The following is a 22,914-nucleotide window of genomic DNA, read 5'->3' on the forward strand; positions in this document are numbered from 1 at the left end:
ACCGGCAATGGTGCCGACGTGGTTGGTCGTCAGGTGGTAATTTGGGTCTGACCATAAGTCCATTGAGGAGGCGTGATGGAGGGTGACGGCGCGCGGTCTGCCATCACGCTTGGACCGGTGGACGTGCCGAAGGCACCCGATGTGCTGGCACGCGAATTGCGCGAGCGGATTCTCAGCGGTGAACTGAAAGAAGGCGCCGCGCTTCCTGCTGAACGTGAGTTGGTCAAACAAACCCAGATGAGCCGCGCGACAGTACGTGAAGCGCTCAGGATTCTGGAGGTGCAGAACCTGGTGCGGGTCAAGGCGGGTCGGGCTGGCGGTGCGTTCGTCCAACGTCCGACCACGGCTTCGATGGCCAAGTCGGTGAGCACGTTGATCCGCGGTCGGCAAATCAAGCTGGCGGATTTGATGGAGACGCGCGAAGCATTGGAGCCGTTTTGTGCCGAGCTTGCCGCGATCAAGCGCACCGAAGCGGATCTGGCGACGCTGGATCGCGCGAACGGTGCCATTGCCGCTCCGGACGCCGACCTGTCGCAGTTCCTGCAGGCCAACGTTGACTGGCACGTGGGAGTGGCAATTGCGAGTCACAATGAGCTCTTGATCGGCTTCATGACCGCGCTGTCGCAGGCTATCTATACCGGCACGGAGAATGCCGCGTTCGTCGATGACTCCGTGCGCGCAGCGACCGCGCGCGCGCACAAGTCGGTCACCAAGGCGATCCGTGACAAGGACGCCGAGACAGCCGGGCGCCGAATGCGCACACATGTGCATACCTACGCGGCGGCTGCTCTGAAAGTGGATCAACGGGACTCCATCACGGTCGACAATTGAGCTGCCGCAACGACATCGCGTATAGCAGCGACGGCATCTGGGTTTTCCGCTCCGGAAAGGTCACCCGGGTCGGTGCCGAGCGCGGCGGCCCGGATCGCACGGCGCAGGATCTTGGCCGACCTCGTCTTGGGTAGCGCGTCGACCCGCCAGATCTTCGAGGGGGCGAACGGTTTGCCCAGCTCCGTGCCGACGAGCGTCTTCAGCTCGCCAGCAACGGTGTCATCGTCGAGATCGGTATCGGGTCTGGCGACCCAGAACGCCCATACAACTTCACCTTTCAGCGGGTCGGGCATTCCGACCGCTGCGGCCTCGCTCACCGCGGGATGGATTGTCAGCGCCGACTCCACCTCAGCCGGTGCCAGTCGCTTGCCCGCAACGTTCATGACGTCGTCGGAGCGGCCCAGGATGAACCACTGGCCGTGTTCGTCCACCATGGCGAAGTCTCCGTGGGTCCACAGGCCAGGGAAGCGTGACCAGTAGGCGTCGAGGTACCTCTGGTCGTCCTTCCAGACGCCACGCGTCATCGATGGCCACGGTTGCCGGCAGACCAGTTCGCCGACCTGCCCGCGGATGGATTGGCCCTTGTCGTCGACGACGTCGACGTCCATGCCCAGCGACGGTCCTCCGAGGGAACAGCTGAGGATCGGTTCGACTGGATAGGGGGCCAGGAAGGAGCCGCCGACCTCGGTTCCTCCAGAGAAGTTGATGATGGGTACCCGACCCCCGAACACATCCCGCGCCAGCCAGTCGTAGGAGTCCGGATCCCACGGCTCACCGGTCGAACCCAGGACGTGCACGGAGGATAGATCCCGGGCGTGAATCTGATCGAGGGCTGATCCCTTCAATGCACGGATCAGCGTGGGTGACACACCGAGCATCGAGATCTGCTGCCGGGCAATAAGGTCCCAAAGTCGGTAGCTGTCGGGTACGTCGGGCGACCCTTCGTAGAGGACGAGGGTGGCTCCGTTGGCGTGGGTTCCGATGATCGACAGCGGACCCATGATCCAGCCCATGTCGGTGATCCAGCAGAACGCCCCATCACGGGTTATGTCGAACGAGTAGGCGACCTCGCTGGCCGTCTTGACCAGGAAGCCGGCATGGGTGTGCACTGCCCCCTTGGGGCGCCCGGTGGTACCCGAGGTGTAGCCCAAAAGAAGTGGATGCATCGCCGGGACCAGTTCGGTGGTGAGTTCGGCCGGGTGGTCAGTGAGCTCCGACCAGCTCATCGTGCTGACGTCGACATCGAGTTCGCCTGCAGCACAGATGTTGTCGACGACAATGAGGTGCTCCACACCTGGGCAGTCCTCAAGGGCGACGGCCAGCTGGGGCAACATCGGCACCTCGCGTCCTCGGCGGATGGTCCCGTCGGCCGTCACCACTGCTGTGACATCGGCATCGGTGAGCCGGCCGGTGATCGCGGACGCGGCGAATCCGGAGAACAGGGGCACCAGCACCGCCCCGAGCGCTGCCACCGCGTAGACGGCGACGACCGCTTCCGGGATCATCGGCATGTAGAGCGCGACTGTGTCGCCTCGCCCGATCCCAAGTCGTTCCAATCCTGCTGTGGCGCTGGCGACTTCGTCGGCCAGTTGGCCGAATGTGAGTGTGGAAGTGTGGCCGTCCTCGGCCTCGTGTTGCACCGCGATACGTTCCGGATCGGCATCACGCCAGCGCCTCAGACAGGAATCGACAACGTTGAGTTGCGCACCCACGAACCAGTCTGGGTGCTCGATGCCTCGACTCAGGTCGACCACTGCGGTGTGCGGGGTGGCGAAGGTTATGCCGAGATCGTCGAGGACGGCATTCCAGTACCACACGGGGTCCGCCACAGAACGGGCTCGCAACTCGTCGATGCCGGCGAGTCCGTGCCTGCGGGCCAGACGGGTGACGTTGGCGTTGTCGACATAGTCTGGCGATGGCAGCCATCGGTAGGCGTTCACGTTCTGTTGCCCCTCACTCTCGGGGCATGCCGAGGATCCGCTCGGCGACGATGTTGCGCTGGATGAACGTCGATCCGCCCGCGATCGCTGTCCCGCGTGCCTGGTTAGCCAGGCGCAGCCACCGTTCGCCCGCGGCATCGTCGTTGGGAGAGTCCTTCTCCGGCAACGAGAATTGCCCGTCCAGCTTGGACAGCGACAGGCCGAAGTCGGCGATGTCTTCGACCAGCGGGCAAAAGAACAGCTTGCCGATTGAGGTGACCGGGCCCGGTGGCGCACCGCTTGCGGCGCCGGTGATCACCCGCTGGCTGATCAGATAATGGGTCAGGGCACGGCCGTAGAGATCTGCGACGCGTTGGCGCACCAGCGGATCGGTGCCCAGCGGACTTCCGTCGTCGCCGGTGCGCCCGGCGATCTCGGCGATCAGGTCGTTGACCGCTCCGGTGGTGTTGACCCGTCCCGTCGCTATGCCGACGCGTTCGAAGGCAAGAGTGCCCATGGCGACCCGCCACCCATCGTCGATGTCACCGACGACATCCTCGCCTGGAACGAACACGTCGTCGAGAAACACTTCGTTGAACTCGGCCTCCCCGAGCATGTGCGCAAGGGGACGGATCCGCACGCCCGCTGACTTCATGTCCAGCAGAAAGTAGGTGATTCCGCGATGTCGGGGTCCTCCGCCGGTGCGGGCCAACAGGATTGCGTGTGCGGCCAGCTGTGCGCGGCTTGTCCAGATCTTCTGCCCGGTGATCCGCCAGCCGCCGTCGACCTGGACCGCTGCGGTGCGCAGTGAGGCAAGGTCCGAGCCGGATTCCGGCTCGGAGAACAACTGGCACCAGACGTGCTCGCCAGTGAGGATCGGCCGCAGGTATCGCTTCTGCTGTGCGGCGGTACCGAAGGCGATGATCGTCGGCCCGGTGAAGTCTTCGCCGATGATGTTGAGACGCTCCGGGGCCTTTGCGCGATCGAGTTCTTCGGTGAATACCGCTTTGAGCTTGGCGTCCGCGCCGCCGCCGCCGAACTCCTTCGGCCAGGACAGGCCGGCAAAGCCAGCGTCGAACTGTATCCGTTGCCAGCGGGCCCAGTAGTCGCGCTTGTCTTCCAGGCGGTGCGGCTCGGCCCCGCCGAGCTTCGGCAGGGTCTCGGCGAGCCAGGAGCGAACGCGGTCGCGGAATTCGGCCTCGGCGGGACTGTCGTTAAGATCCATGTCCCCTACCCGTTCACGCCGACGGGGTTGTTCTCGACGGTGCGGGAAACCTGCTCGCGCAGCATGTGCTTCTGCACCTTGCCGGTGGCTGTCATGGGGAGCTCAGCTACCTTGATCACCCGCTCCGGAGTCTTCTGGATGGCGACGCCGTGTCCGGTGAGGTATGCCCGCAGCTCCTCGACCGTCGGCTCGGGTTCACCAACTCGCGTGACGACAAAGACACTGACTCGCTCACCCAGCCGCTCATCGGGAAAGCCGACGACGGCCGAAGCGCTGAGCGCAGGATGGGCCGCGAGGTGGTCCTCAATCTCGCGGGCGCTGATGTTCATGCCGCCGCGGATGATGATGTCTTTCACGCGTCCCGTCACGCGGACGAATCCGTCCTCGTCCATCACACCGAGATCGCCGGACCGCGAGAACCCGGTCGGGGTGAACAAAGCCGCGGTCTCCTCGGGATCGCCCAGGTAGCCGATCATGTGTGACGGTCCGCGATAGGCGATGTCCCCCTCGGTTCCGCGCGGAATCTCCCGGCCGTCCTCGTCGACGATCGCCACCTCGTGACCGTCGAGCGCCGAGCCGTCGGAGGTCAGTGCTCTGTCGGGATCGTCGCTGACGGTGCACGTTGTGGCGACGAGGTTTTCGCTACGTCCGTACAGACTGAGCACTCTCATGCCTGGCAGCGTTGTGGTCGCCTGCTCGACGACGGCTCTCGGGATGGGCGCGCCCGCGCACACCCAAAGCCGGAGGCTGGATGCGTCATCGCGTTCCGGATCGAAGACGCTGAGCAACATCTGCAAGAACGTGGTGGCGGTCACGGCCTGGGTGCAACCGAACTCGGCGATCTCGGCCAAGCCGCGTTTCGGCTCCCAGTCGGCCATCACATGCGTGGCCCCTCCGTTGAGCATCGGCACCAGCACGCTGGTGACCAGCCCGGTGGTGTGGGTTATCGGCGAGGGGCCGAACTGAACATCAGATTCGGTATAGCCGAAGGCCTTGGTCAGACTCCGCGCGCCCGAGCAGTAGGTGTTGAACGTGTGCACGCAGCCTTTAGGCCGCGAGGTCGTGCCGGAGGTGTAAACGATGACGAACGGATCATCGGCACTTGGCTGAGCTGGCAGATCGTCGGCGGCAGGCACCGTCTCGGTGCGTACTGCGTCCAAAATCGTGACACCGCTGTCCTTCTGACTCGCGATGTCGTGCGTAGTGGCGTCCGGACGTGCTACCAGTATGTCCAGCTCCGGTCGCTCGCGCCGTACGTCGCGGTACATGCCCAGATAGTCGAAACCCTTGAACGTCGCCGGTGCGATGACCGCACGGGCCTCGGCGTGACCGGTGACATAGCCGACCTCGTCGCGGCGGTAGATCGGCATGATCGGCACGGTGATAACGCCCAGCCGGGACAGCGCCGCGGTCACCTCGATGAACTCGACCCAGTTCGGCAGTTGAACTGCTACGGTGTCACCGGCACGCCAGCCCCGTTCGTGCAACCCGGCGGCCAGTCTCAGGACCGAATCGTGGAGTTCGCGGTAGGTCAGTGAGCGTTGACGGTCCGTGGCGAAAACCTTGTCCGGTTGCTGTGCGGCCTGTCTGACCAGAAGATCGAACATGGTCTCGTCGCTCCAGAGTTCCGCATCGCGATACGCGCGAACCGAATCGGCCGCGTATCGGTCGGTGTATTTCCCGGGTTTCATGGATGCTCGTCCCTCGACATATTTTCAGAACATTATTATGGTCAGACCAAATTGACAAGGGTGATCGAACTCAGGTGTTGCGCCATACCGGTGCCCTCTTCTCCTTGAAGGCCCGAACGCCCTCGGAAAGGTCCTCGGTGGTGAACGCCAGGGCCAGCTGGGCCTGGAGGTAATCCAGGGCGGCGTCCAGCGGCAGGTCGCGAGTCGCGGCGAGGGCCTTTTTTCCGAGACCCAGCAGCAGCGGTGACTTCCCCGCGATCTCGGCAACCCAGCTCTGCACGGCCGAGTCGAACTCGTCGTCGGAAACGACGCGGTTAACCAGCCCGGCTTCGGCGGCTTCCGTGGCCGACAGCAGTCGTCCGGTCATCATCAGTTCGTTAGCGACCAGCCGACCGGTGGCGCGGAAGATGAGCGCCGAGATCATGAACGGAAAAGCGCCGACGTTGATCTCGGGGCAGCCGAGCCGCGCAGATCTCTTGGCGATCACCAAGTCGCAGGCCAATGCGATACCTAACGCTCCGGCCAGCACGTCGCCGTTGGCAGCGCATACGACCGGCTTGCTGATCGACGTCAACGTTCTAAACAACTCCGGAAAGCGTTTCAGCCCGGCATATTTCGTGATTATCGGCTGGGTGTCGGCGAAGGCGTCGAGGTTACCGCCGGACGAGAACACCCGCTCGTGCGAGGACGTCAGGACGATTACCCGCACGTCGGGATCGTCGGCGGCGTGGACCAGCGATTCGGTCAGCTGGTCCAGCAGCGTGTCGGACAGGGCATTGCGCCGCTCTGGATCGTCGAGGATCAGATAGGCGACCAGCGGCGCGTCAGTATCGGGACGCACTGGACGGCGCTCGTAGGAAACAAGGGGTTTTTCGGTCATCGATGCTCCAGCACGGTTTTGCCGAATCCGCCGGCTAATTCGAGGTATTCGTGTGCGCATCTCGCGTCGTCGAGCGGAAAGACCCGGTCGATGACGGGAGGTGGTATCCGACACTCGAAGAGTAGATTCAATAGTCCCGCGAAATCTCGCCTGTTGCCCATCGTCGTGCCGAGCAGGTCGTATTGCCCGAAGTAGAATTTGCGCACGTCCATGGCGGCGCTCTCGGCCGCTTTGGCACCCAGCACCACCAGCCGGCCGCCGGGATGCAGCGCGCGCACCGACTCGGGCCAGCGGCCCACCGGGTCGAGCACGAGATCGAATCCGGCACCCGACGGCGACAGGGCCCGTGCCTGCTCGGGCCAATCCGGATCGCTATGCAGCACTCCGTCTTTGGCGCCTTCGGTGACGGCCCGCGCAATCTTCTCCGCAGATGATGATGTCACCATGATCGACGCGCCAAGGTGAGACGCCAATTGCACTGCCATGTTGGCGATCCCACCACCGGCGCCCACAACCAACACAGTCTCGCCCGCCTGCAACCGGCCGCGGCTGATTAACGCGCGATAAGTGGAAAGGCCGACCAATGGGAGCGCGGCGGCTTCGAGCCAGCTGAATCCAGCTGGTTTTGGGGCGAGGCAGTCCGCGGGAACACTGACTAACTCGGCGTAGGTACCTGGGATGTGGTCGCCCAGGATTTCCCAGTCGGGGCCCGGGGCGTCGTCGCGATCGCCCCAATGCAGGGATGGAACGATGACGACGGGCTCACCGGTGTCGCGGCGGACACCCGCGCCATCGGCGCCGATCACGTGCGGCAGCGGCGATCGGTAACGGCCCTGGCGCACCAACACGTCGTGCCAGTTCAATGCTGCGGCCCGCAATTCAACCGTTATCCAACCGGACTTCGTCGCGGGGTCAGGGAAGTTATCCGGCCGTAGGACCGCTGGTCCACCGAACTCGCGGATCACGATGGCGTGCAAGGAGTTTCCTTCTATCTGCGAACGCCGAGGGCCTGCTCAGGTCAGGCCGAGTTGGGTCAGCAGCGTCGCGACGTTCCAGTAGGCGTGCACACACACCGCACGGCCGGTCTCGTCGACCTGCCAGATATCCGTGCCGGTGACGTCGAACGGACGACCGGATGGGGGGACACCCGGCGGGAACCCCTCTCCGGTGTGAGTGCCGACCATCCGCCATTCCTGACAGATTCGCCTGTTGGCTTCATCGACGAGGGCCTCGCCGATGGGCTGCATCTGCAGGTCGGGAAAGCCGGACCACGCGGCAGTGAAAAAGGCGGCGGCGGCCTCGCGGCCGGTGATCGGTTCTGGCAGGGAGGGGTCCTGCCAGTCGACGTTGTCGGCGATCACACACAACGCGGCGGCGAGGTCACGCTGGCCCCAGGCGGCAAAGTATCGGGCCGGGTAGCCGGCAAGGTCGGTCGTCGCGGTGGTCATCGGCAAGGGTCCTTCCGCGCCGCTCGGGCTACGGCGTGGCGCTTACCGTAACGCTCCCGTCAACACCAGTTCGTCCCCCTAACGAGAGGTTTTCGGGCCCCGCACGCGAGATCAGGTCCAGTGCGACGTCGTCGATCATGTCCTCCTGGCCGCCCACAAGCTTGCGACGGCCCACTTCGACGAGGATGTCACGGACGTCGAGTCCGTGCTGCTGCGCGGCTCGCTCGGCATGGCGCAGGAAGCTCGAATAGACGCCGGCGTAGCCTAGTGTCAGCGTCTCGCGATCGACGCGCACGGGACGGTCCTGGATCGGGCGGACCAACGCCTCGGCGGCATCCTGCAGGGCGAACAAATTGCAGCTGTGCTCCCAACCGTAAATGTCGGCCACGGCGACGAAGGCCTCGATGGGACAGTTGCCTGCGCCTGCGCCGTGCCCACACAGCGAGGCATCCACGCGATATACGCCCTCCTCGACGGCCACGACGGAGTTCGCCACCGACATCGAAAGATTCTCGTGTGCGTGAATGCCGATCTGGGTTTCCGGTTGCAGCACATCACGGTAGGCCCGAACTCGGTCGCGGACGTCGCGCATCGTCAAGCGTCCCCCGGAATCGGTCACATAGACGCAGTGCGCCCCGGCATCCTGCATCAACCTGGCCTGGGCGGCGAGCACGCTCGGCTTAGCCATGTGCGACATCATCAGGAAGCCCGAAACGTCCATACCGAGATCACGTGCTTTTTGGATGTGCTGCGGGGAGATGTCTGCCTCGGTGGCGTGGGTGGCGATGCGCACCGAGGTCACCCCGAGATCGTTGGCGCGAATCAGATCGTGCACGGTACCGATGCCCGGCAGCAGCAGTGTCGTGAGACGAGCGCGCTTGACAACGTCGGCGGCAGCGGCGATCCATTCCCAGTCCGTCGAGCTCCCCGGGCCGTAGCTGAGGCTGGATCCGGCCAGGCCGTCACCGTGAGAGACCTCGATCGCCGCGACGCCGGCGGCATCGAGCGCCGCAGCGATACGGCGGAGTTGATCAACCGGCAATCGGTGCCGGATCGCGTGCATGCCGTCGCGCAGAGTGACGTCCTGCATGTACAGCTTGGTCATAACACACGCTCTCCGAGTCGTGCCGAAAGACTTTCGCCGACGCGCAGCGCCGCCGAGGTCATGATGTCGAGATTGCCCGCGTAGGCCGGCAGGTAATGGGCCGCGCCTTCGACTTCGAGGTACACGGACACCTGCCACCGCGGGCGTCCGGTGTCGTCGACGAGGTCGCGGGCCGTAGAGTGGTTGTCGATCTCACGGAACTGCACTTGCTGTTTGAGTCGGTAGCCCGGCACGTAGGTGGCCACCGCGTCGACCATCCCCAGCACGGACCGCTCCACCGCGTCGAGGTCGGCGTTACCGATCAGACAATGCACGGTATCGCGCATGATCAGCGGCGGGTCGGCCGGATTCAGCACGATGATCGCCTTGGCTCGACGCGCTCCGCCCACCACTTCCAAGGCCCGCGCGGTGGTTTCGGTGAACTCGTCGATGTTGGCGCGCGTGCCGGGCCCGGCTGACCGAGACGAGATGGAAGCGACGATCTCGGCGTAGAGCACCTCGCTGACGGCGCCGACCGCGGCGACGATCGGAATGGTTGCCTGGCCACCGCAGGTCACCATGTTGACGTTGCGGCTGTCGAGGTGCTCGGCCAGGTTGACAGGTGGTACCACGAAAGGCCCGATAGCTGCCGGCGTCAGATCCACCAATGCCGTGCGGGTCGGCTCCAGCAGCGCTGCGTTGGCAATATGCGCCGAGGCCGATGTTGCATCGAAAACTATTGATATGTCGTCAAACTCCGGCATCTTGAGCAAGCCTTCGACGCCGTCGGCAGTCGTGGGCACGCCGAGCCTCTTTGCCCGGCGTAGCCCGTCGGAAGCGGGGTCGATGCCGACCATCGCCCGCATCGCCAGGTGATCGGACAATCGCAGCACCTTGATCATCAAGTCGGTGCCGATGTTGCCGGATCCGATGACTGCCACCTTGGTCGATGTCATCGGTCTTCCTTTGCGAAGGAGATCTCGACGGAGCCGATTCCGACGATGGTCGCGACGTAGGTGCTGCCCGGACGCACTGGCACCATGGGACCTAGCGCGCCGGAGAGCACGATGTGCCCCGCTCGAAGTGGGGACCCGTTGTCGCGGGCGGTTCGGGCCAGCCACTGCAGCGCGATAAGCGGGCTACCGAGACAGTCCGAGCCTCGCCCCTGCGAAACGAGGACACCGTCTTCGCTGAGATGCATTGTCCGCGCGCAAAAATCGACGTCGGCGGCGGAAACTGTCGGCCCCCCCAACACGAACAGCGCCGAGGATCCGTTGTCGGCGATGGTGTCGACGATGCTGATCGACCAGTCTCTGACACGGGAATCGACGATTTCGATGGCCGGCATGGCAATACCGGCCGCGAGTCGGATGGCCTGCTCGGAGAGGTCGTCGTCAAGGTCAGCGGACAAGATGAACGCGATCTCGGCCTCGACCTTTGGTTGAAGCAGCCTGCCGATGGGGACGGTGGAGCGGTGGGCTACCTGCATGTCCTGGAAGAGAACGCCCGAGTCGGGCTGGTCCACCCCGAGCTGGCGTTGCACGGCCGGCGAGGTCAGCCCGATCTTGTGGCCGACGATGTATCGGCCGCGTGCGGTCGAGTCCTCGGTGAGGAGGCGCTGCACGGTGTACGCCGCAGCAATGTCCCGGTCGCCGACGATGTCACGTATCGGTTCGCATTGCTTCGGTGCTGCGGCGGCGGCGATAAGCCGATCGGCGGCTTCCCGCAGGTGAGTTGGGGTCGCGGTCATTATGGGGTCCTCGGGTGCATGTAGATCGACGGGCGTCAGCCCATGCTGGCGCCGCCGTTGACGTAAATGGTTTGTCCGGTGAGGAAACGGCTGTCCTCGCCGGCCAGGAACGCCACGGTGGCGGCGACTTCCGTTGGGTCGCCGGGGCGTCCCAACGGAACGATGGCGGTGCCGTGCTGGACCACCTCCAGCAGCCGGGGTGGCGCGTCGCCGGATGCGCACAGGGCGGCCAATTCCGGCGTGACCACGTAGCACGGGGCGACGGTGTTAGCGGTGATGCCGGACCCGGCGAACTCGCGCGCCAGCCCGGTGACCATCGCATGCACCCCGCCTTTGGCGGCGTTGTACATGGCGTGGTCCATCAGGCCGGTGCGAACCGAGTCGGCGCCGATGTTGATGATCCGGCCGTGTTCGCGAGAAATCATGTGCGGCAGGACTGCTCGTATACAGCGGATCGCAGTCCACAGGTTGTTGTCGATGGTGGCCTGCAGCGTTTCCTCGGTGTGCCCTAGGGTCGGGCGGATCATGCCGCCGCCGGCGTTATTCACCAGGATGTCGATGTGGCCGAGCGCGTCGAGGCCGGCGCTGACCAGATCATCCGCGACGCCAGGTTCGTGCAGCTCGCCGACGAATCCGGTCACGGTCGCCACCCGCTCGTCAACCGCCTGCAGATCCTCTTTGGAGCGAGTGGCTGCGAAGACTCGAGCCCCGTCGGCGATGAGGCGCTCGACGATGCCAAGCCCGATTCCCGACGCCGCACCGGTGACGATCGCCGTCCGGCCCGACAATGCCGCGCTCACAGAATGATCGCCACGTCGGCGACCTGCCGCAGATCCGTCATATCCAGTTCCACCCGCTTGTATGCGATGCGGAAACCGGCGTCCGCAGCCCGCAGCCGGTAGTGGTAATGCCCGACATACGCGCTCGACCGGCCGTCCCGGAACCGCCATACCGTGAAGGAGGCGGTCACCGACAACTCCTCACCTGCGGGGTGGACCTGCACGTTGAACACCTGGTGGTTGGTACGCGAGTGGGGGTATTCGCGGTGGGCGCGCCGGTTGTTGAGCCGCTCGACTCTGGCCCGCATCCTGCGGTGGTCGTCATCGATGAGCATCAGATCCCGATGCGGATTACCGTCGAGTTTGTCATTGCAGGGGATCTCGTACTTGGCGTCGGGATCGAACAACGTCAGCCATTCGTCGAGGTTCCATGCATCAAGTAACGCGGATTCGTGGAAGAGGAAGTCCTCGACTTCGGCGCGGGTGGCGACGTGCGCGGCGGCGGTCACCGTGCACCTCCCCGGTCCGCCGCGGTGCCCATCTGTTGCTGCCAACGTCGCCAGAACTCGCGCATCTGTTCCTCGTCATTAGCCATCGGGCCGCGGCCCATGCCGCGCGAGATGTCGTTCCATACGACTCCGCCACCCTCGAAACCTTGTTGGCAGGACTCGAGCGCCTCGATGTCGTCCGGCGTGGCGAATCCGCCTGGGCCTAGGAAGGTAAGGAAACTGTCGAGTCGCCGTTCCCGCAGGCTGGCAGGCTCGTCGATGGGAGCAAGCTCCCAGGCGGTGACATCGACGCGGTCCGGGGTCGGCGAGAACATTGTGCGGACGGTTACCGCCATGATGTCGTTAATGATCAGATTGGGATAGATGATCAGGTTACGGTTCACCTCAGCCATCTTGTGTGCGCGCTCCTCGCCGTACCGGTCGACGAGTTCTGCACGGATACGGTCGATTTCGCCGCGGGCGTCCTCGCCGAAGAGCGGTTCCCACTTCGCGACCGGGCGGCCCCAGGGAGAGGAGTACTCGATGACGGCGTGCCCGTTGCCAAGCTTTACGGGTTGCCCGATGACCCCGCCTTGCAGTTCGGTCCCGAGGAAAACCAGGTACTTGAAGTAGGTGTCATGTGTCGACTGGGCGTGATAACCGTCGGCACTGTTCTCCACCAACAGCTTCCAGTTCGCGTTGAAGCTGTATTCGTTGGTGCCCTTGATGATCTCCACCGAGCCCCCGCAGCCGTCTACCACCAGATCGATGTAATCCTTGGCCCCGGCCAGATACGTCGGCAGGTCGATGATATCCGGATCGTAGCTGGCGAATACGAATCCGCGGTAGGACTCCACCCGGGCCACGCGGGCCAGTCCCAACTCGTCGTAGTCCAGCCCTTTCGAGTAGCCCTGCCGGTCGGGCACACCGTTGAGTCGACCCTCACTGTCGAATGACCAGGCGTGGTAGAAGCATTGAAATACCTTTGCGTTTCCGGAATCTCGCCGGCACACCAAGGCTCCTCGATGTGTGCACGAGTTGTGGAACACGTTGATGTTTCCGCTTTTCGCGCCGCGAACCATGAAGATCGGGCGGCCGGCCACTTTCCGCCGCACGAAGTCGCCGGGATTGGGGATCTCAGACTCGTGGCCGACGTACAGCCACGATTTGCCGAAGACCCGTTCGACCTCGGCGCGGTGTATTTCGGTCGAGGTCATTGCCGAGCGGTGCACCCGAAACACTTGGCGGTCTTGGTCATCCACCACCAGCGGCTCACTGGCTTGCGGTTCGGTAACCTGGGTTGTCCAGTCTTCAACGGTGCTCATGAGCGCTCCAGGTAATCGGCGACCAGCGCGGAGAACTCGTCGGCGCGCTCGATCTGGGTCCAGTGTCCACATCTGCTGAATACGTGTAGGTCGGCGTTGGGCAACAGGTCCAACATCGTCACCGACACCGCCAAGGGCACGACCTGGTCTTCGCGACCGTGCACCAACAGTGTCGGGGTATTGATGGCGCGCACTTCTTCGACGGTGATGCCAAGTTCGGATCCTTTGTAGCGGGGATCGAAAAACATCGCGCGGTAGGCCTCGTAAGCGCCATCGGCGATACTGGCTTCGTAACGGATGGCCACCAACTCGTCGGTGATCAAGGACGGGTCTACGGCGAAATAGTTGCGCAGCAGGTTGCGCATCGCCTCGTGCGAAGGTTCGTAGGCACGAAGCGCGGTCAGGCCCTCGGTCGGGGTCATGCCCACCCCGGGGGCGCCCATGAGGACCATCCGACGGACCCGCTCAGGATGGTCGGTCGCCATCTGGAGGGCGATCCGGCCGCCGAGCGAGTTGCCGACAATCGTGGTTCGTTCGATGTTCTGAGCGTCGAGGAACGCCCAGACGTGATCGGTCCAGTTTCGTAGGGAGTACACGACGTGCTCGGGTCGCTCGGTGGCGCCGAAGCCGACGATGTCCGGTGCCAGGACGTGAAAGCGCCGGGACAGCGGTTCGATGTTGTACTGCCAGTTGGCCGTTGCCGAAACACCGGGACCCGAGCCGTGCAGCATCAGTAGGGGCTCACCGGAACCGGCGTCCAGATAACTGGTCTTTATGCCGCCCGCATCGAGCACCTGTGGTTGCGCCACGGTGGTTGTCATCCCTGGTTTCCTTCCTTGAAGACGCCGAAGCACTTGTTGGAGTTGAAGACGTCGGTGGCAACGAAGTCCGACCATGCGAGCTCGAGTCCGAGTTCAGCAACGGCGCCGGTCATGCAGAACCAGTTGAGGAGTTCCTGCTGACCCGACTCGATGAGGTCCTGGGCCGAGGTGGACTGCCACTTGGCGTAGTCGCCGTTCTTCAACAGTTCGTAGAGCCGCAGATCCGCGTCGGTGTCCGGCGTGATGTGCCAGTTCTTGTCGACCAGGAACGCGTGCGACCAACTCGACGAAGCGACCAGTGCGACACGCAGATTGGTGCCGGCGAACGACTGGGCCACCGCGCGGCCCAGCGCGAAGCAGCGCGCCGGCGAGGGGCCGACCGGATCGGTGCGCTCTTTCCTGATGTCGGCGAACCGGACCAGCCCGCCGCGCCGTGCTATCACGTGCGGGCCGTAACAGTTAACCGTGATCGGGATCAGGGGGTAGGGGAATGTCGCGCCGGCATTGGGATAGTCGAGGAACAGCTGAGTGTTGATGATGGCGTGCGGGAAGGCTGAATCCTTGCGCTTCTCATAGGAATAGGCCATGTCGAAGCCGCGTTCGATGAGGCTTGTGGTGAGCTGACGAGCGTTTTCGGGGGCGCCGTGCAGGGTGATGGTGGTGTCATTCGGCAGGCCCCAGGCATTAGGGCTGCCGCGCTCGGTCATGAGCTCAAACGGTTCGGCCTCCACGTCGCCGTAGGCCAGCACGCAGAACGGGGGAATGATCTCCTCGCGAAAGTTCTCGTACTGGTCATCACCCCAAACCACCACGACATCCGGGTTGAACTCATCGAGCGCGTTCCGGCAGCGAGCCAGGTTCTCCACCAACAACTTCCGATGATGCGCTGCGGCCGCCACGCCCTGATCATTGCCCCATTCGTCCCGCATCGCTGCCGGCCAGTTCGCGGGATCCTTTTCCGCCGCCGGGATGTCGGGATCGGTCAGGGTCCAGCGCAGCAGGCTGGCCATGTGTTCATCCGTGCCCGCCAGCAGCGGATAGTGCGTGAGCCCCAGTCCGAGGAAATGGGCCATAGTGTTCCTCCACATTCGTTCTGCAGATTCGGTATCGAAGGTCGACGGGTAGGTCTGCCACGATGTCGTCGATGGGTTCGGGCATCGCGGGAAAGGGGTAGTCGGACCCAAACAGGACGTGGTCGGGTCCGAAGAGTTCAACCGCCGCGTCCAGGGCCCGAGGGTTATAGGTCAGCGAGTCGCACCACAGTGCGGCGGCCTGTCGACTGGGCAAGTCGGCGGAGTCTTCGGTCATGCCGGCGATCAGAGCGCCTTTGTCGAGCCGTCCGATCAGCGAAGGGAGTGTTCCTGCCCCGTGAGCCAGGCAGAGCCGCACCCTGGGGCGCCGCGCCAGTGCGCCACTACCGATAAGCGCGGCGGCTGCCAGCCCCGTCTCGATGGGCATGCCCGCGCCGAATCCCAGGCCGATCGACGTAGTCCGGGGTAGCAGGTCCTGGTCGCTGGGGTGCACCAAAATCAGGGCGCCGAGTTCGTGGGCGATGGCGAAGAAATGATCGAACCGCTCGTCGGAGAGATCGATGCCTCGCACCTGGGTACCGATCTCCACACCGAGGAAACCGGGGCGGCCCATGCAGCGCCGCAGTTCCTCGACGGCCCGGTCGGGATCTTGAAGTGGTACCGCACCGAGCGCAGCGAAACGAGTGGGATGGTTACTGACCATGCGGGCGAAGAAGTCGTTCTGCAACGCAGCGAGTTCCGCGGCGGCAGCGGCGTCGCCCCGGTAGCAGAACGTTACCGGGATCGGTGAAACGACTTGTACCGCAATACCATCGCGGTCCATGTCGGCCAGTCGGGGGGCGGCTGACCAACACCGGTGGTCGATCCGGCGGTACCGCTTGCCGTCGAAGTGGAGCCACGCATCCGTGTCGTCCAAAAGCTCCACCGATGGCAAGGGGTCACCCGGAAACCGTCGTGCAAGGTCCGGCAGGCCGGCGTCGATGGCATGGGTGTGCACGTCGATGAGGCCGTGGTCAAGGGGTTGCGTAGCGGCGATGATCGTTCCTCCGGGCGGCGCGGCGTGTGGGGCCGATCACATGATATGGCATTATGCATACATAATTCAAGATTATGCATGCATAATGTTGTGGGTCACACTTTCTGGGTGATACAACTAGCCGCATGCAGCAAGCGCTGAGCCTTGCGACCGCACAACGGGTCTCGCTGACCCTGTGTTATCGCGAGCGGCCTAGGCGGTCAGGGGTGCTGCGGAGTGTCGGGGGTCCGGTCCGGATCGTCGGCTCGAATCAGGTCACGATCGTGTCGGTTGATCGCCTCGACGAACGACGCCTGATCGTGAACGGCGATGGATGCCACGATGTCATCGTGAACGTCCAGGCTGGCCGCCAGCAGTGGCTCGTGGTCCTTGACGAACATCACCCGGCTCAGCACCGCTTTGATACTTGTGACGATCAATTGGTGCATGCCCTCGAGCACCGGTATGTGCGCGGCGGCGGCAACGACGCTGTGGAATGCCAGGACGGCGTCGAAGAAGTCCGGCGCTTGGGCGCTCGACCGCATCGTCACCATTGCTGCGCGCATCGAGCTGATGTCCTCGGCCGTGGCGCGTTCGAACGCGGCTTTTGTCAGACCGAACTCGAGATAAAGACGGCCCTCGAACAAGTCCAACGGATGCGGATTGGACGCCTGAAACCACATGTCCAACGCCCCGGTACGAATCTGTGGCGGTGCGCTGGCCACCGTGATGCCGCCACCAGGTCCCGAGCGCACCGACACCAGATCTCGATTGCGCAGGATGCGCAACGTCTCGTTCATCACCGTCGGGCTGATCCCGAATCGGTCCATGATCTCCGATCGGCGACCGAGATGGGCGCCGACGGGAAGTCGCTCCGAAAGGATCTCGTGCTCGAGATCGGCGGCGACGCGCTCGGCCCGCGACGATCGCACCGCGGGCTCTCGACGCGCCATCGGCACCCTCCTTCGGATCGCCGCCGGGCGCGAGCCATGCGCGGCCGACACACTTCCCAGATATTAACGTCCACCCTGCCCGCAACCCGGCAGCAAACCGAGGCGAGGAGCCGATAGTGCGTGAACCGACCCTAGGCGCCGCCGCTTACCGGGCGGCCCGCGACCTACTGATCCACCACCGCGACGAATACGCCGCCGTGGCGCCGACATTCCGGTGGCCCGACGTCACCGAGCAGTTCAACTGGGCGACCGACTGGTTCGACCATGTCGCAGAAGGGAACATCGGCACCGCCCTGCGGATCGTTGGCGACGACGGATCGGACGACTCGTATTCGTTCGCCGAGATCGCGGACCGGTCGAATCGCGTCGCGACGTGGCTCGCGCAGTCCGGCGTTTCGCCGGGTGACCGCGTCATGCTCATGCTCGGCAACCAGGCCGAGCTCTGGGAATCGATGCTGGCCGTCATGAAGTTGGGCGCGGTGATCTTGCCGGCGATGACGGCACTGGGACCGAAGGACCTCGTCGACCGGCTGGAGCGCGGCGGCGTGGGTCACGTGATCACCAACTCCAATCACGTCCACAAGTTCGCCGACATACCCGGCGACTACGGACGCATCGCGATCGGAGACGCACCCGCGCCCTGGCGCCTGTACCGCGAATCGGACGCCATCGCCGCGCCGCGCCGCTTCACCACTTCGACCGCGGCCGACGATCCCATGCTGATTTACTTCACGTCAGGCACGACAAGCCACCCCAAACTCGTCGAGCACACCCATCGGTCTTATCCGGTCGGGCATCTGTCGACGATGTATTTCGTCGGGCTGGCGCCGGGCGACGTCCACCTCAACATCAGCTCGCCGGGGTGGGCCAAGCACGCGTGGAGCTCGTTCTTCGCCCCATGGATCGCCGAGTCGACAATCGTGGCCTACAACTACGAGCGATTCGACGCCGCACGGTTCCTGTCGCTGCTGCAACGCGTGGCCGTCACCTCGTTGTGTGCACCAACGACCGTGTGGCGCATGCTGATTCAGGCCGATCTTGGCGAAAGGCCGCAGGCCCTGCGGGAGGCGGTCTGCGCCGGTGAGCCGTTGAACCCGGAAGTGATCGAACACGTTCGCAAGCGGTGGGGATTGACCATCAGAGATGGGTTCGGGCAGACCGAAACCACCGCACTGATCGGTAACACGCCGGGAGCGCCGGTGAAGCCGGGTTCGATGGGTAGACCATTGCCCGGCATCCCCGTCGAGATCGTCGATCCACTCACCGGGGAACCGTCCGACGAAGGCGAGATTTGCTTGCGGATCGACCAGCGTCCGGTCAACCTCATGACGGGCTACCTCGGCGATCCCGACCGTAACGCCATAGTCACCGCCGGTGGCTACTACCACACCGGCGATTTCGCCAGCCGGGACGCCGATGGCTATGTCACCTACGTCGGCCGCTCCGATGACGTGTTCAAAGCATCTGACTACAAGATCTCGCCGTTCGAGCTGGAGAGCGTGCTGATCGAGCATCCGGCTGTCGCCGAAGCCGCGGTGGTCCCGGCCCCGGATGCGGTGCGGCTGGCCGTGCCGAAGGCCTACATCAGCCTGGCGTCCGGCTGGGCACCCGACCGATCCACCGCCGATGCGATCTTCGCGCATGCCCGCCAGAATCTGGCGCCGTATCAGCGCATCCGCCGCATTGTGTTCATGGAGCTGCCCAAGACCATCTCCGGCAAAATTCGGCGTGTGGAACTGAGGAACCGCGAGAACCAGGCCGAACCCCTGCTCGGTGAGTTCAGGGAGAGCTGACCGCGGCCACGATGCCTCCACGGGGGGAAGAAATATCTACCCGGAGGGGTGCGACGGCGTCCTGAAATTCCTGCAGTGTTGCCCCAGCGACGTCGATTCTTGATGACCAGCAGCTTTGGTATTATGGTATGACCAAATTGCAAGTGCCGAATCGGACGGCCAGCTGGCTTTCAAAGATGAAGGGCGACAGAATGACTGAGTTCACCGATATCACCTACGCAGTCGACAATGGGCTGGCCTGGATCACCATCAACCGTCCAGAGCGTTATAACTCCTTCCGAGCGCGGACCGTCGACGAGCTGATCAAGGCGTTCAAGCGGGCCTGGGGCAGCGGGGAGGTGGGTGCCATCTGTCTGACCGGCGCCGGAGACAAAGCCTTCTGCACCGGCGGTGACCAGAAGCAGCGCGCCGAGACCGGCGACTACGGCCCATCGAACAGTGGTCTGTTCGAAGTCGACTCACTCCACCGCGTGATCCGTGACGTGCCTAAGCCGGTGATCGCAGCGGTGAACGGCTTCGCGATCGGCGGTGGCCACGTGCTGCACGTGCTGTGTGATCTGACTATCGCCTCCGAGACTGCGCTGTTTGGGCAAAACGGTCCGCGGGTGGGCTCCTTTGACGCGGGCTTCGGCACCGGATATCTGGCACGCGTGGTCGGCGAGAAGCGCGCTCGTGAGATCTGGTTCCTGTGCCGTAGGTACTCCGCCCAACAGGCCTACGAATGGGGCTTGGTCAACAAGGTGGTGCCGGCTGATCAGCTCAAGGCCGAAGTGCGCGCCTGGGCGGATGAAATACTGCAACTTTCGCCCACGTCGCTGAAGGTCCTCAAGCAATCGTTCAACACCGATACGGAGCAGTTCGCTTCGGTCGGTCAAATGGCCTACTCCAATCTCAAGCTATTCGGCGAGACGGCGGAGGCGAAAGAGGGCGTCACGGCGTTCAACGAGAAGCGGACGCCGGACTTCGCACCCTATAGGGGCAACTGAGCCACGTGTTCACCTCTGAGCAAACAGATTTCGCAAGCGCGATCGAACAGTTCTGCGCCGACAACTGTGGCACCGCAGAGCAGCGTTTGGAACTCACCGACGGCGGGCGGCTGTCTAACAGTCCCCAGCTGCTGTCGCGTCTTGCCGATCTCGGGTGGCTCGGGGTGTCGCTGCCCATTGAGTACGGGGGCGGGGGAGCCGGCATGGTCGAAGAGTGCATCTTCCTCGAGGAGACCGCCCGCGGACTCGCCCCCATCCATGCGTACGGCACTGGGTTGACCGCGGCCCAGACCTACCTGCGGCACGGCACCGAAGAGCAGAAGAAAGAGGTGCTGGGCAACCTATGCAACGGGAGATTCGAGGCGATTGCGCTTTCGGAGCCCGGCGCCGGGTCTGATCTGGGCTCGGTGCGCACCCGTGCGGTCCGCGACGGCGACCGGTTCGTCATCAACGGCCAGAAGACCTGGATCACCGCTGCGCATCTGGCCGATCACCTGTTGGTGCTCACCCGCACGTCTACCGAGGGCAGCAAGCATCAGGGCCTCACACTGTTGTATCTGACCACCGAGTCCCCGGGTTTGGAAATCAAGCCGATCATCACGATGGACGGTCACACCGTCAATGAGGTGTTCTTCACCGATGTCGCCGTTCCCGCCGCCAACGTCGTCGGTGGGGTCGGCGACGCCTGGCATCGGTTGATGCGGGGTCTCAACGTAGAGCGACTGATCATCGCGGCAATGTCGCTGGGCGCAGCCCGACGGTCGCTGCAGGACACCATTAGCTATGTGCGGCAACGCGAACAGTTCGGCCGCTCGATTGGCAGCTTCCAGGCCGTTCGGCATCGTCTCGCCGACCTGGTAGCCGAGATCGACTGCTGCCGCGCGTACGCCTACCAGGTGGCAGCGCAGATCGATGCGGGCCTTGAGGACCAGCTCGCCCGCGAGGGGGCGATCGCCAAACTGAAGTGCACTGAGGTCGCGAAACGGGCCGCGCTGGAGGGCGTGCAGCTGATGGGCGGCAACGGCTATACGGTGGAATACGGCATGGAGCTGCAGGTGCGCAAGGCGCTCGCCCCACCAATCTACGGGGGTGCCAACGAAATTCAGCGTGACATCATCGGCAAGAGCCTCGGGCTATGACTTCGAGAAGCATTTACGCACCCGACGTGCTAGCCGGCAAGCGGATCCTGATCACCGGTGGCGGCACCGGACTCGGTCGTGGCGTCGCCGCCCGACTGGTCGCTCACGGCGCGCACGTGCACATCTGGGGCCGGCGGGAAGCCGTGCTGGCCGAGGCCGCCACTGAGATCTCAAGGAGCAGACCAGGATCCGCACACTACCAGCCGGTCAATGTCCGCGACTATGACGCCGTGTCGGCGGCGGTCGGCGAAATCTGGGAGCAGTACGGCCCATTGACCGGCGTGCTCAACAATGCGGCGGCCAACTTCATCGCCCCGACGGCGACCCTGAGTCCGCGGGCGTTCGAAGCGGTCACCTCGACGGTGATGACCGGGTCGTTCAACACCACCCTGACGGTTGGAAAGCGTTGGATTGCTGAGGGTTTGCCGGGCGCGGTACTGTCCAATCTCACCACCTGGGTGTGGAGCGGTTCGGCGTTCGTAGTTCCCTCGGCCATGGCTAAGGCCGCCGTGCATGCGATGACGATGTCGTTGGCGGTGGAGTGGGGACGCTACGGGATCCGGCTCAACGCCCTGGCACCCGGACCGATTCCCACCGAATACGCTTGGGAGATGCTCAATCCCACCGAGGAAAGCTCGGCGGGTGCGACCCAAGCCGAGCAGATCCCGCTGGGCCGAACCGGAACCATCGACGAATTGGCCAATCTGACGATCTTCACGTTCTCCGATGCGTGTGACTACCTCACCGGGGAGACCATCGCCATGGACGGCGGACAGCGCCTGGCAGGGCCGAACACCTTCGCCGCGCTAACGGCGCTGACCGATCTGGAATGGGCCCACGCACGTGAACGCAGCCAGGCCGCCTCGGCCGCTGCCAAGGCCGCGCGAACCGTCTGAGTTGGGAAACGAAAGGGATTCGCCATGAAGGTGATCACCTCCATCGACGACGCCGCCGGGGCGGTTGGCACCGAGTTGGGCGTTAGCGATTGGCTGGATGTGGATCAGGCGCGTATCGATGCCTTCGCGGAGGCGACGGGTGACCACCAGTGGATCCACGTCGACCCGCTGCGCGCGATAACCGAAAGTCCCTACGGCACAACGATTGCCCATGGGCTGCTGACGCTCTCATTAATACCCGCGTTGAGTAAGCCAGTGTTTCGTCGTCGAGAACGCCAAGATGGGAATCAATTACGGGCTCAACAAGGTGCGGTTTATCGCGCCGGTGCCGTGGGTTCCCGTTTGCGGGTGCGGTCGGATCTGGTCGACGTCACTCCGGTGAACGATGCGACCGTGCATCTGACGATCCGCCATACCGTCGAGGTGGACGGCATCGACAAGCCGGCGGCGGCGGCCGAAATGATCGCGAGGTACGTCTTCTGACAACAGCAAGCTGCAGGAGGCAGTGTGCAATTCGACCCCCGCGACGATCTCCGGCATCGTCCGGCCCAAGGCAAGCGGATGCGCGGCAGCCTGTTCTGGGAAGTGGTCGCGCCTGAGGAACAGATCGGTATGCAGGTGTACCTGTACCTGAACGACCGCGGCCGGGCCGGCTACAACGTCGTGGTGTGGGGGCCCGAGGCTGAACCGCTGGCATTGCACCTGGGATCGGGCCGAATCTCGGACTCGGCCGATCTCGAGCACCTCGAGTTCGACGGGCTGAGCCTGCGACAGTACGAGCCCTTATATGCCTGTACGTTGGCCTACCAGCGCGAAAACCTCGTTGCGCACAACGGTTTTCGAACGCACTGATTTGTCCG

At 64.1% G+C, this 22,914-nt stretch carries 22 protein-coding genes and 1 pseudogene; 7 read left to right on the forward strand and 16 right to left on the reverse strand.

All coding sequences use genetic code 11. From position 1 onward, the window contains the following. The first annotated feature begins 75 nt into the window (after nucleotides 1-75). The gene (locus tag MNAB215_RS14170) at nucleotides 76-831 is read left to right on the forward strand and encodes a FadR/GntR family transcriptional regulator (RefSeq protein ID WP_077079421.1); all 756 of its coding nucleotides are present in this window, start codon (nucleotides 76-78) and stop codon (nucleotides 829-831) included. Here MNAB215_RS14170 and MNAB215_RS14175 read toward each other — a convergent pair. The 16 genes from MNAB215_RS14175 to MNAB215_RS14250 all read right to left on the reverse strand — a co-directional run bounded on the left by MNAB215_RS14175 (nucleotide 801) and on the right by MNAB215_RS14250 (nucleotide 17,240). Continuing rightward, nucleotides 801-2,771 (reverse strand): AMP-binding protein, encoded by a 1,971-nt coding sequence (locus MNAB215_RS14175; protein WP_077079422.1) that lies wholly within the window; start codon nucleotides 2,769-2,771, stop codon nucleotides 801-803. The two genes, MNAB215_RS14170 and MNAB215_RS14175, sit on opposite strands and share 31 nt — an antisense overlap. Before the next feature lie 13 nt (nucleotides 2,772-2,784). Further along, the gene (locus tag MNAB215_RS14180; protein WP_077079423.1) at nucleotides 2,785-3,975 is read right to left on the reverse strand and encodes an acyl-CoA dehydrogenase family protein; all 1,191 of its coding nucleotides are present in this window, start codon (nucleotides 3,973-3,975) and stop codon (nucleotides 2,785-2,787) included. 5 nt (nucleotides 3,976-3,980) lie between these two features. Further along, complete coding sequence (locus MNAB215_RS14185) at nucleotides 3,981-5,666, reverse strand: AMP-binding protein (RefSeq protein WP_077079424.1); 1,686 nt, start codon at nucleotides 5,664-5,666, stop codon at nucleotides 3,981-3,983. A gap of 70 nt (nucleotides 5,667-5,736) precedes the next feature. Further along, a complete protein-coding gene (locus MNAB215_RS14190) occupies nucleotides 5,737-6,546 on the reverse strand; it encodes an enoyl-CoA hydratase/isomerase family protein (protein ID WP_077079425.1) in 810 nt (269 codons plus the stop codon). Beyond that, nucleotides 6,543-7,523 (reverse strand): zinc-binding dehydrogenase, encoded by a 981-nt coding sequence (locus MNAB215_RS14195; protein WP_077079426.1) that lies wholly within the window; start codon nucleotides 7,521-7,523, stop codon nucleotides 6,543-6,545. Before MNAB215_RS14195 ends, MNAB215_RS14190 begins: the two co-directional genes overlap by 4 nt. A gap of 36 nt (nucleotides 7,524-7,559) precedes the next feature. Then, the gene (locus tag MNAB215_RS14200; RefSeq protein WP_077079427.1) at nucleotides 7,560-7,994 is read right to left on the reverse strand and encodes an ester cyclase; all 435 of its coding nucleotides are present in this window, start codon (nucleotides 7,992-7,994) and stop codon (nucleotides 7,560-7,562) included. A gap of 28 nt (nucleotides 7,995-8,022) precedes the next feature. Next, nucleotides 8,023-9,099: a 4-hydroxy-2-oxovalerate aldolase gene (gene dmpG / locus MNAB215_RS14205; protein ID WP_077079428.1), complete on the reverse strand. Its 1,077-nt coding sequence runs from the start codon at nucleotides 9,097-9,099 to the stop codon at nucleotides 8,023-8,025. Then, nucleotides 9,096-10,034 carry an acetaldehyde dehydrogenase (acetylating) gene (locus tag MNAB215_RS14210; RefSeq protein ID WP_077079429.1) on the reverse strand — a complete coding sequence of 313 codons (939 nt, stop codon included), beginning with the start codon at nucleotides 10,032-10,034 and terminating at the stop codon, nucleotides 9,096-9,098. Before MNAB215_RS14210 ends, dmpG begins: the two co-directional genes overlap by 4 nt. Continuing rightward, the gene (locus tag MNAB215_RS14215) at nucleotides 10,031-10,828 is read right to left on the reverse strand and encodes a 2-keto-4-pentenoate hydratase (RefSeq protein WP_077079430.1); all 798 of its coding nucleotides are present in this window, start codon (nucleotides 10,826-10,828) and stop codon (nucleotides 10,031-10,033) included. Before MNAB215_RS14215 ends, MNAB215_RS14210 begins: the two co-directional genes overlap by 4 nt. A gap of 35 nt (nucleotides 10,829-10,863) precedes the next feature. After that, complete coding sequence (locus tag MNAB215_RS14220) at nucleotides 10,864-11,628, reverse strand: SDR family NAD(P)-dependent oxidoreductase (protein ID WP_077079431.1); 765 nt, start codon at nucleotides 11,626-11,628, stop codon at nucleotides 10,864-10,866. Further along, nucleotides 11,625-12,116, reverse strand: a complete 492-nt coding sequence (locus tag MNAB215_RS14225; RefSeq protein WP_077079432.1) for an aromatic-ring-hydroxylating dioxygenase subunit beta — start codon at nucleotides 12,114-12,116, stop codon at nucleotides 11,625-11,627. Before MNAB215_RS14225 ends, MNAB215_RS14220 begins: the two co-directional genes overlap by 4 nt. Beyond that, entirely contained in the window at nucleotides 12,113-13,420 is a 1,308-nt protein-coding gene (locus MNAB215_RS14230) for an aromatic ring-hydroxylating oxygenase subunit alpha (protein ID WP_077079433.1), read from the reverse strand. The genes MNAB215_RS14225 and MNAB215_RS14230 overlap by 4 nt, the downstream gene beginning before the upstream one ends. Continuing rightward, on the reverse strand, nucleotides 13,417-14,241 hold the full coding sequence (locus tag MNAB215_RS14235; RefSeq protein WP_077079434.1) for an alpha/beta fold hydrolase: 825 nt from the start codon (nucleotides 14,239-14,241) through the stop codon (nucleotides 13,417-13,419). Before MNAB215_RS14235 ends, MNAB215_RS14230 begins: the two co-directional genes overlap by 4 nt. Beyond that, nucleotides 14,238-15,314 (reverse strand): DODA-type extradiol aromatic ring-opening family dioxygenase, encoded by a 1,077-nt coding sequence (locus MNAB215_RS14240; RefSeq protein WP_077079435.1) that lies wholly within the window; start codon nucleotides 15,312-15,314, stop codon nucleotides 14,238-14,240. The genes MNAB215_RS14235 and MNAB215_RS14240 overlap by 4 nt, the downstream gene beginning before the upstream one ends. Then, nucleotides 15,256-16,269, reverse strand: a complete 1,014-nt coding sequence (locus MNAB215_RS14245; RefSeq protein ID WP_083743395.1) for an amidohydrolase family protein — start codon at nucleotides 16,267-16,269, stop codon at nucleotides 15,256-15,258. Before MNAB215_RS14245 ends, MNAB215_RS14240 begins: the two co-directional genes overlap by 59 nt. A 239-nt stretch (nucleotides 16,270-16,508) precedes the next feature. Continuing rightward, complete coding sequence (locus tag MNAB215_RS14250) at nucleotides 16,509-17,240, reverse strand: FadR/GntR family transcriptional regulator (protein ID WP_077079437.1); 732 nt, start codon at nucleotides 17,238-17,240, stop codon at nucleotides 16,509-16,511. A gap of 116 nt (nucleotides 17,241-17,356) precedes the next feature. Here MNAB215_RS14250 and MNAB215_RS14255 point away from each other — a divergent pair, with 116 nt between their 5' ends. The 6 genes and pseudogenes from MNAB215_RS14255 to MNAB215_RS14280 all read left to right on the forward strand — a co-directional run bounded on the left by MNAB215_RS14255 (nucleotide 17,357) and on the right by MNAB215_RS14280 (nucleotide 22,906). After that, nucleotides 17,357-19,033 (forward strand): AMP-binding protein, encoded by a 1,677-nt coding sequence (locus MNAB215_RS14255; protein ID WP_083746121.1) that lies wholly within the window; start codon nucleotides 17,357-17,359, stop codon nucleotides 19,031-19,033. Between the two features lie 191 nt (nucleotides 19,034-19,224). Further along, nucleotides 19,225-20,019 carry an enoyl-CoA hydratase-related protein gene (locus tag MNAB215_RS14260; protein WP_077082006.1) on the forward strand — a complete coding sequence of 265 codons (795 nt, stop codon included), beginning with the start codon at nucleotides 19,225-19,227 and terminating at the stop codon, nucleotides 20,017-20,019. A gap of 5 nt (nucleotides 20,020-20,024) precedes the next feature. Beyond that, nucleotides 20,025-21,158, forward strand: a complete 1,134-nt coding sequence (locus tag MNAB215_RS14265) for an acyl-CoA dehydrogenase family protein (RefSeq protein WP_077079438.1) — start codon at nucleotides 20,025-20,027, stop codon at nucleotides 21,156-21,158. Then, nucleotides 21,155-22,054, forward strand: a complete 900-nt coding sequence (locus MNAB215_RS14270; protein WP_077079439.1) for an SDR family oxidoreductase — start codon at nucleotides 21,155-21,157, stop codon at nucleotides 22,052-22,054. The genes MNAB215_RS14265 and MNAB215_RS14270 overlap by 4 nt, the downstream gene beginning before the upstream one ends. A 24-nt stretch (nucleotides 22,055-22,078) precedes the next feature. Further along, nucleotides 22,079-22,537 (forward strand): annotated as a pseudogene (locus MNAB215_RS14275) (MaoC family dehydratase). A gap of 24 nt (nucleotides 22,538-22,561) precedes the next feature. Further along, a complete protein-coding gene (locus tag MNAB215_RS14280) occupies nucleotides 22,562-22,906 on the forward strand; it encodes a hypothetical protein (protein WP_077079440.1) in 345 nt (114 codons plus the stop codon). Nucleotides 22,907-22,914 lie beyond the last annotated feature (8 nt).

Origin of the sequence: Mycobacterium numidiamassiliense, from assembly GCF_900157365.1 — a bacterium.
GTDB lineage: Bacteria > Actinomycetota > Actinomycetes > Mycobacteriales > Mycobacteriaceae > Mycobacterium > Mycobacterium numidiamassiliense.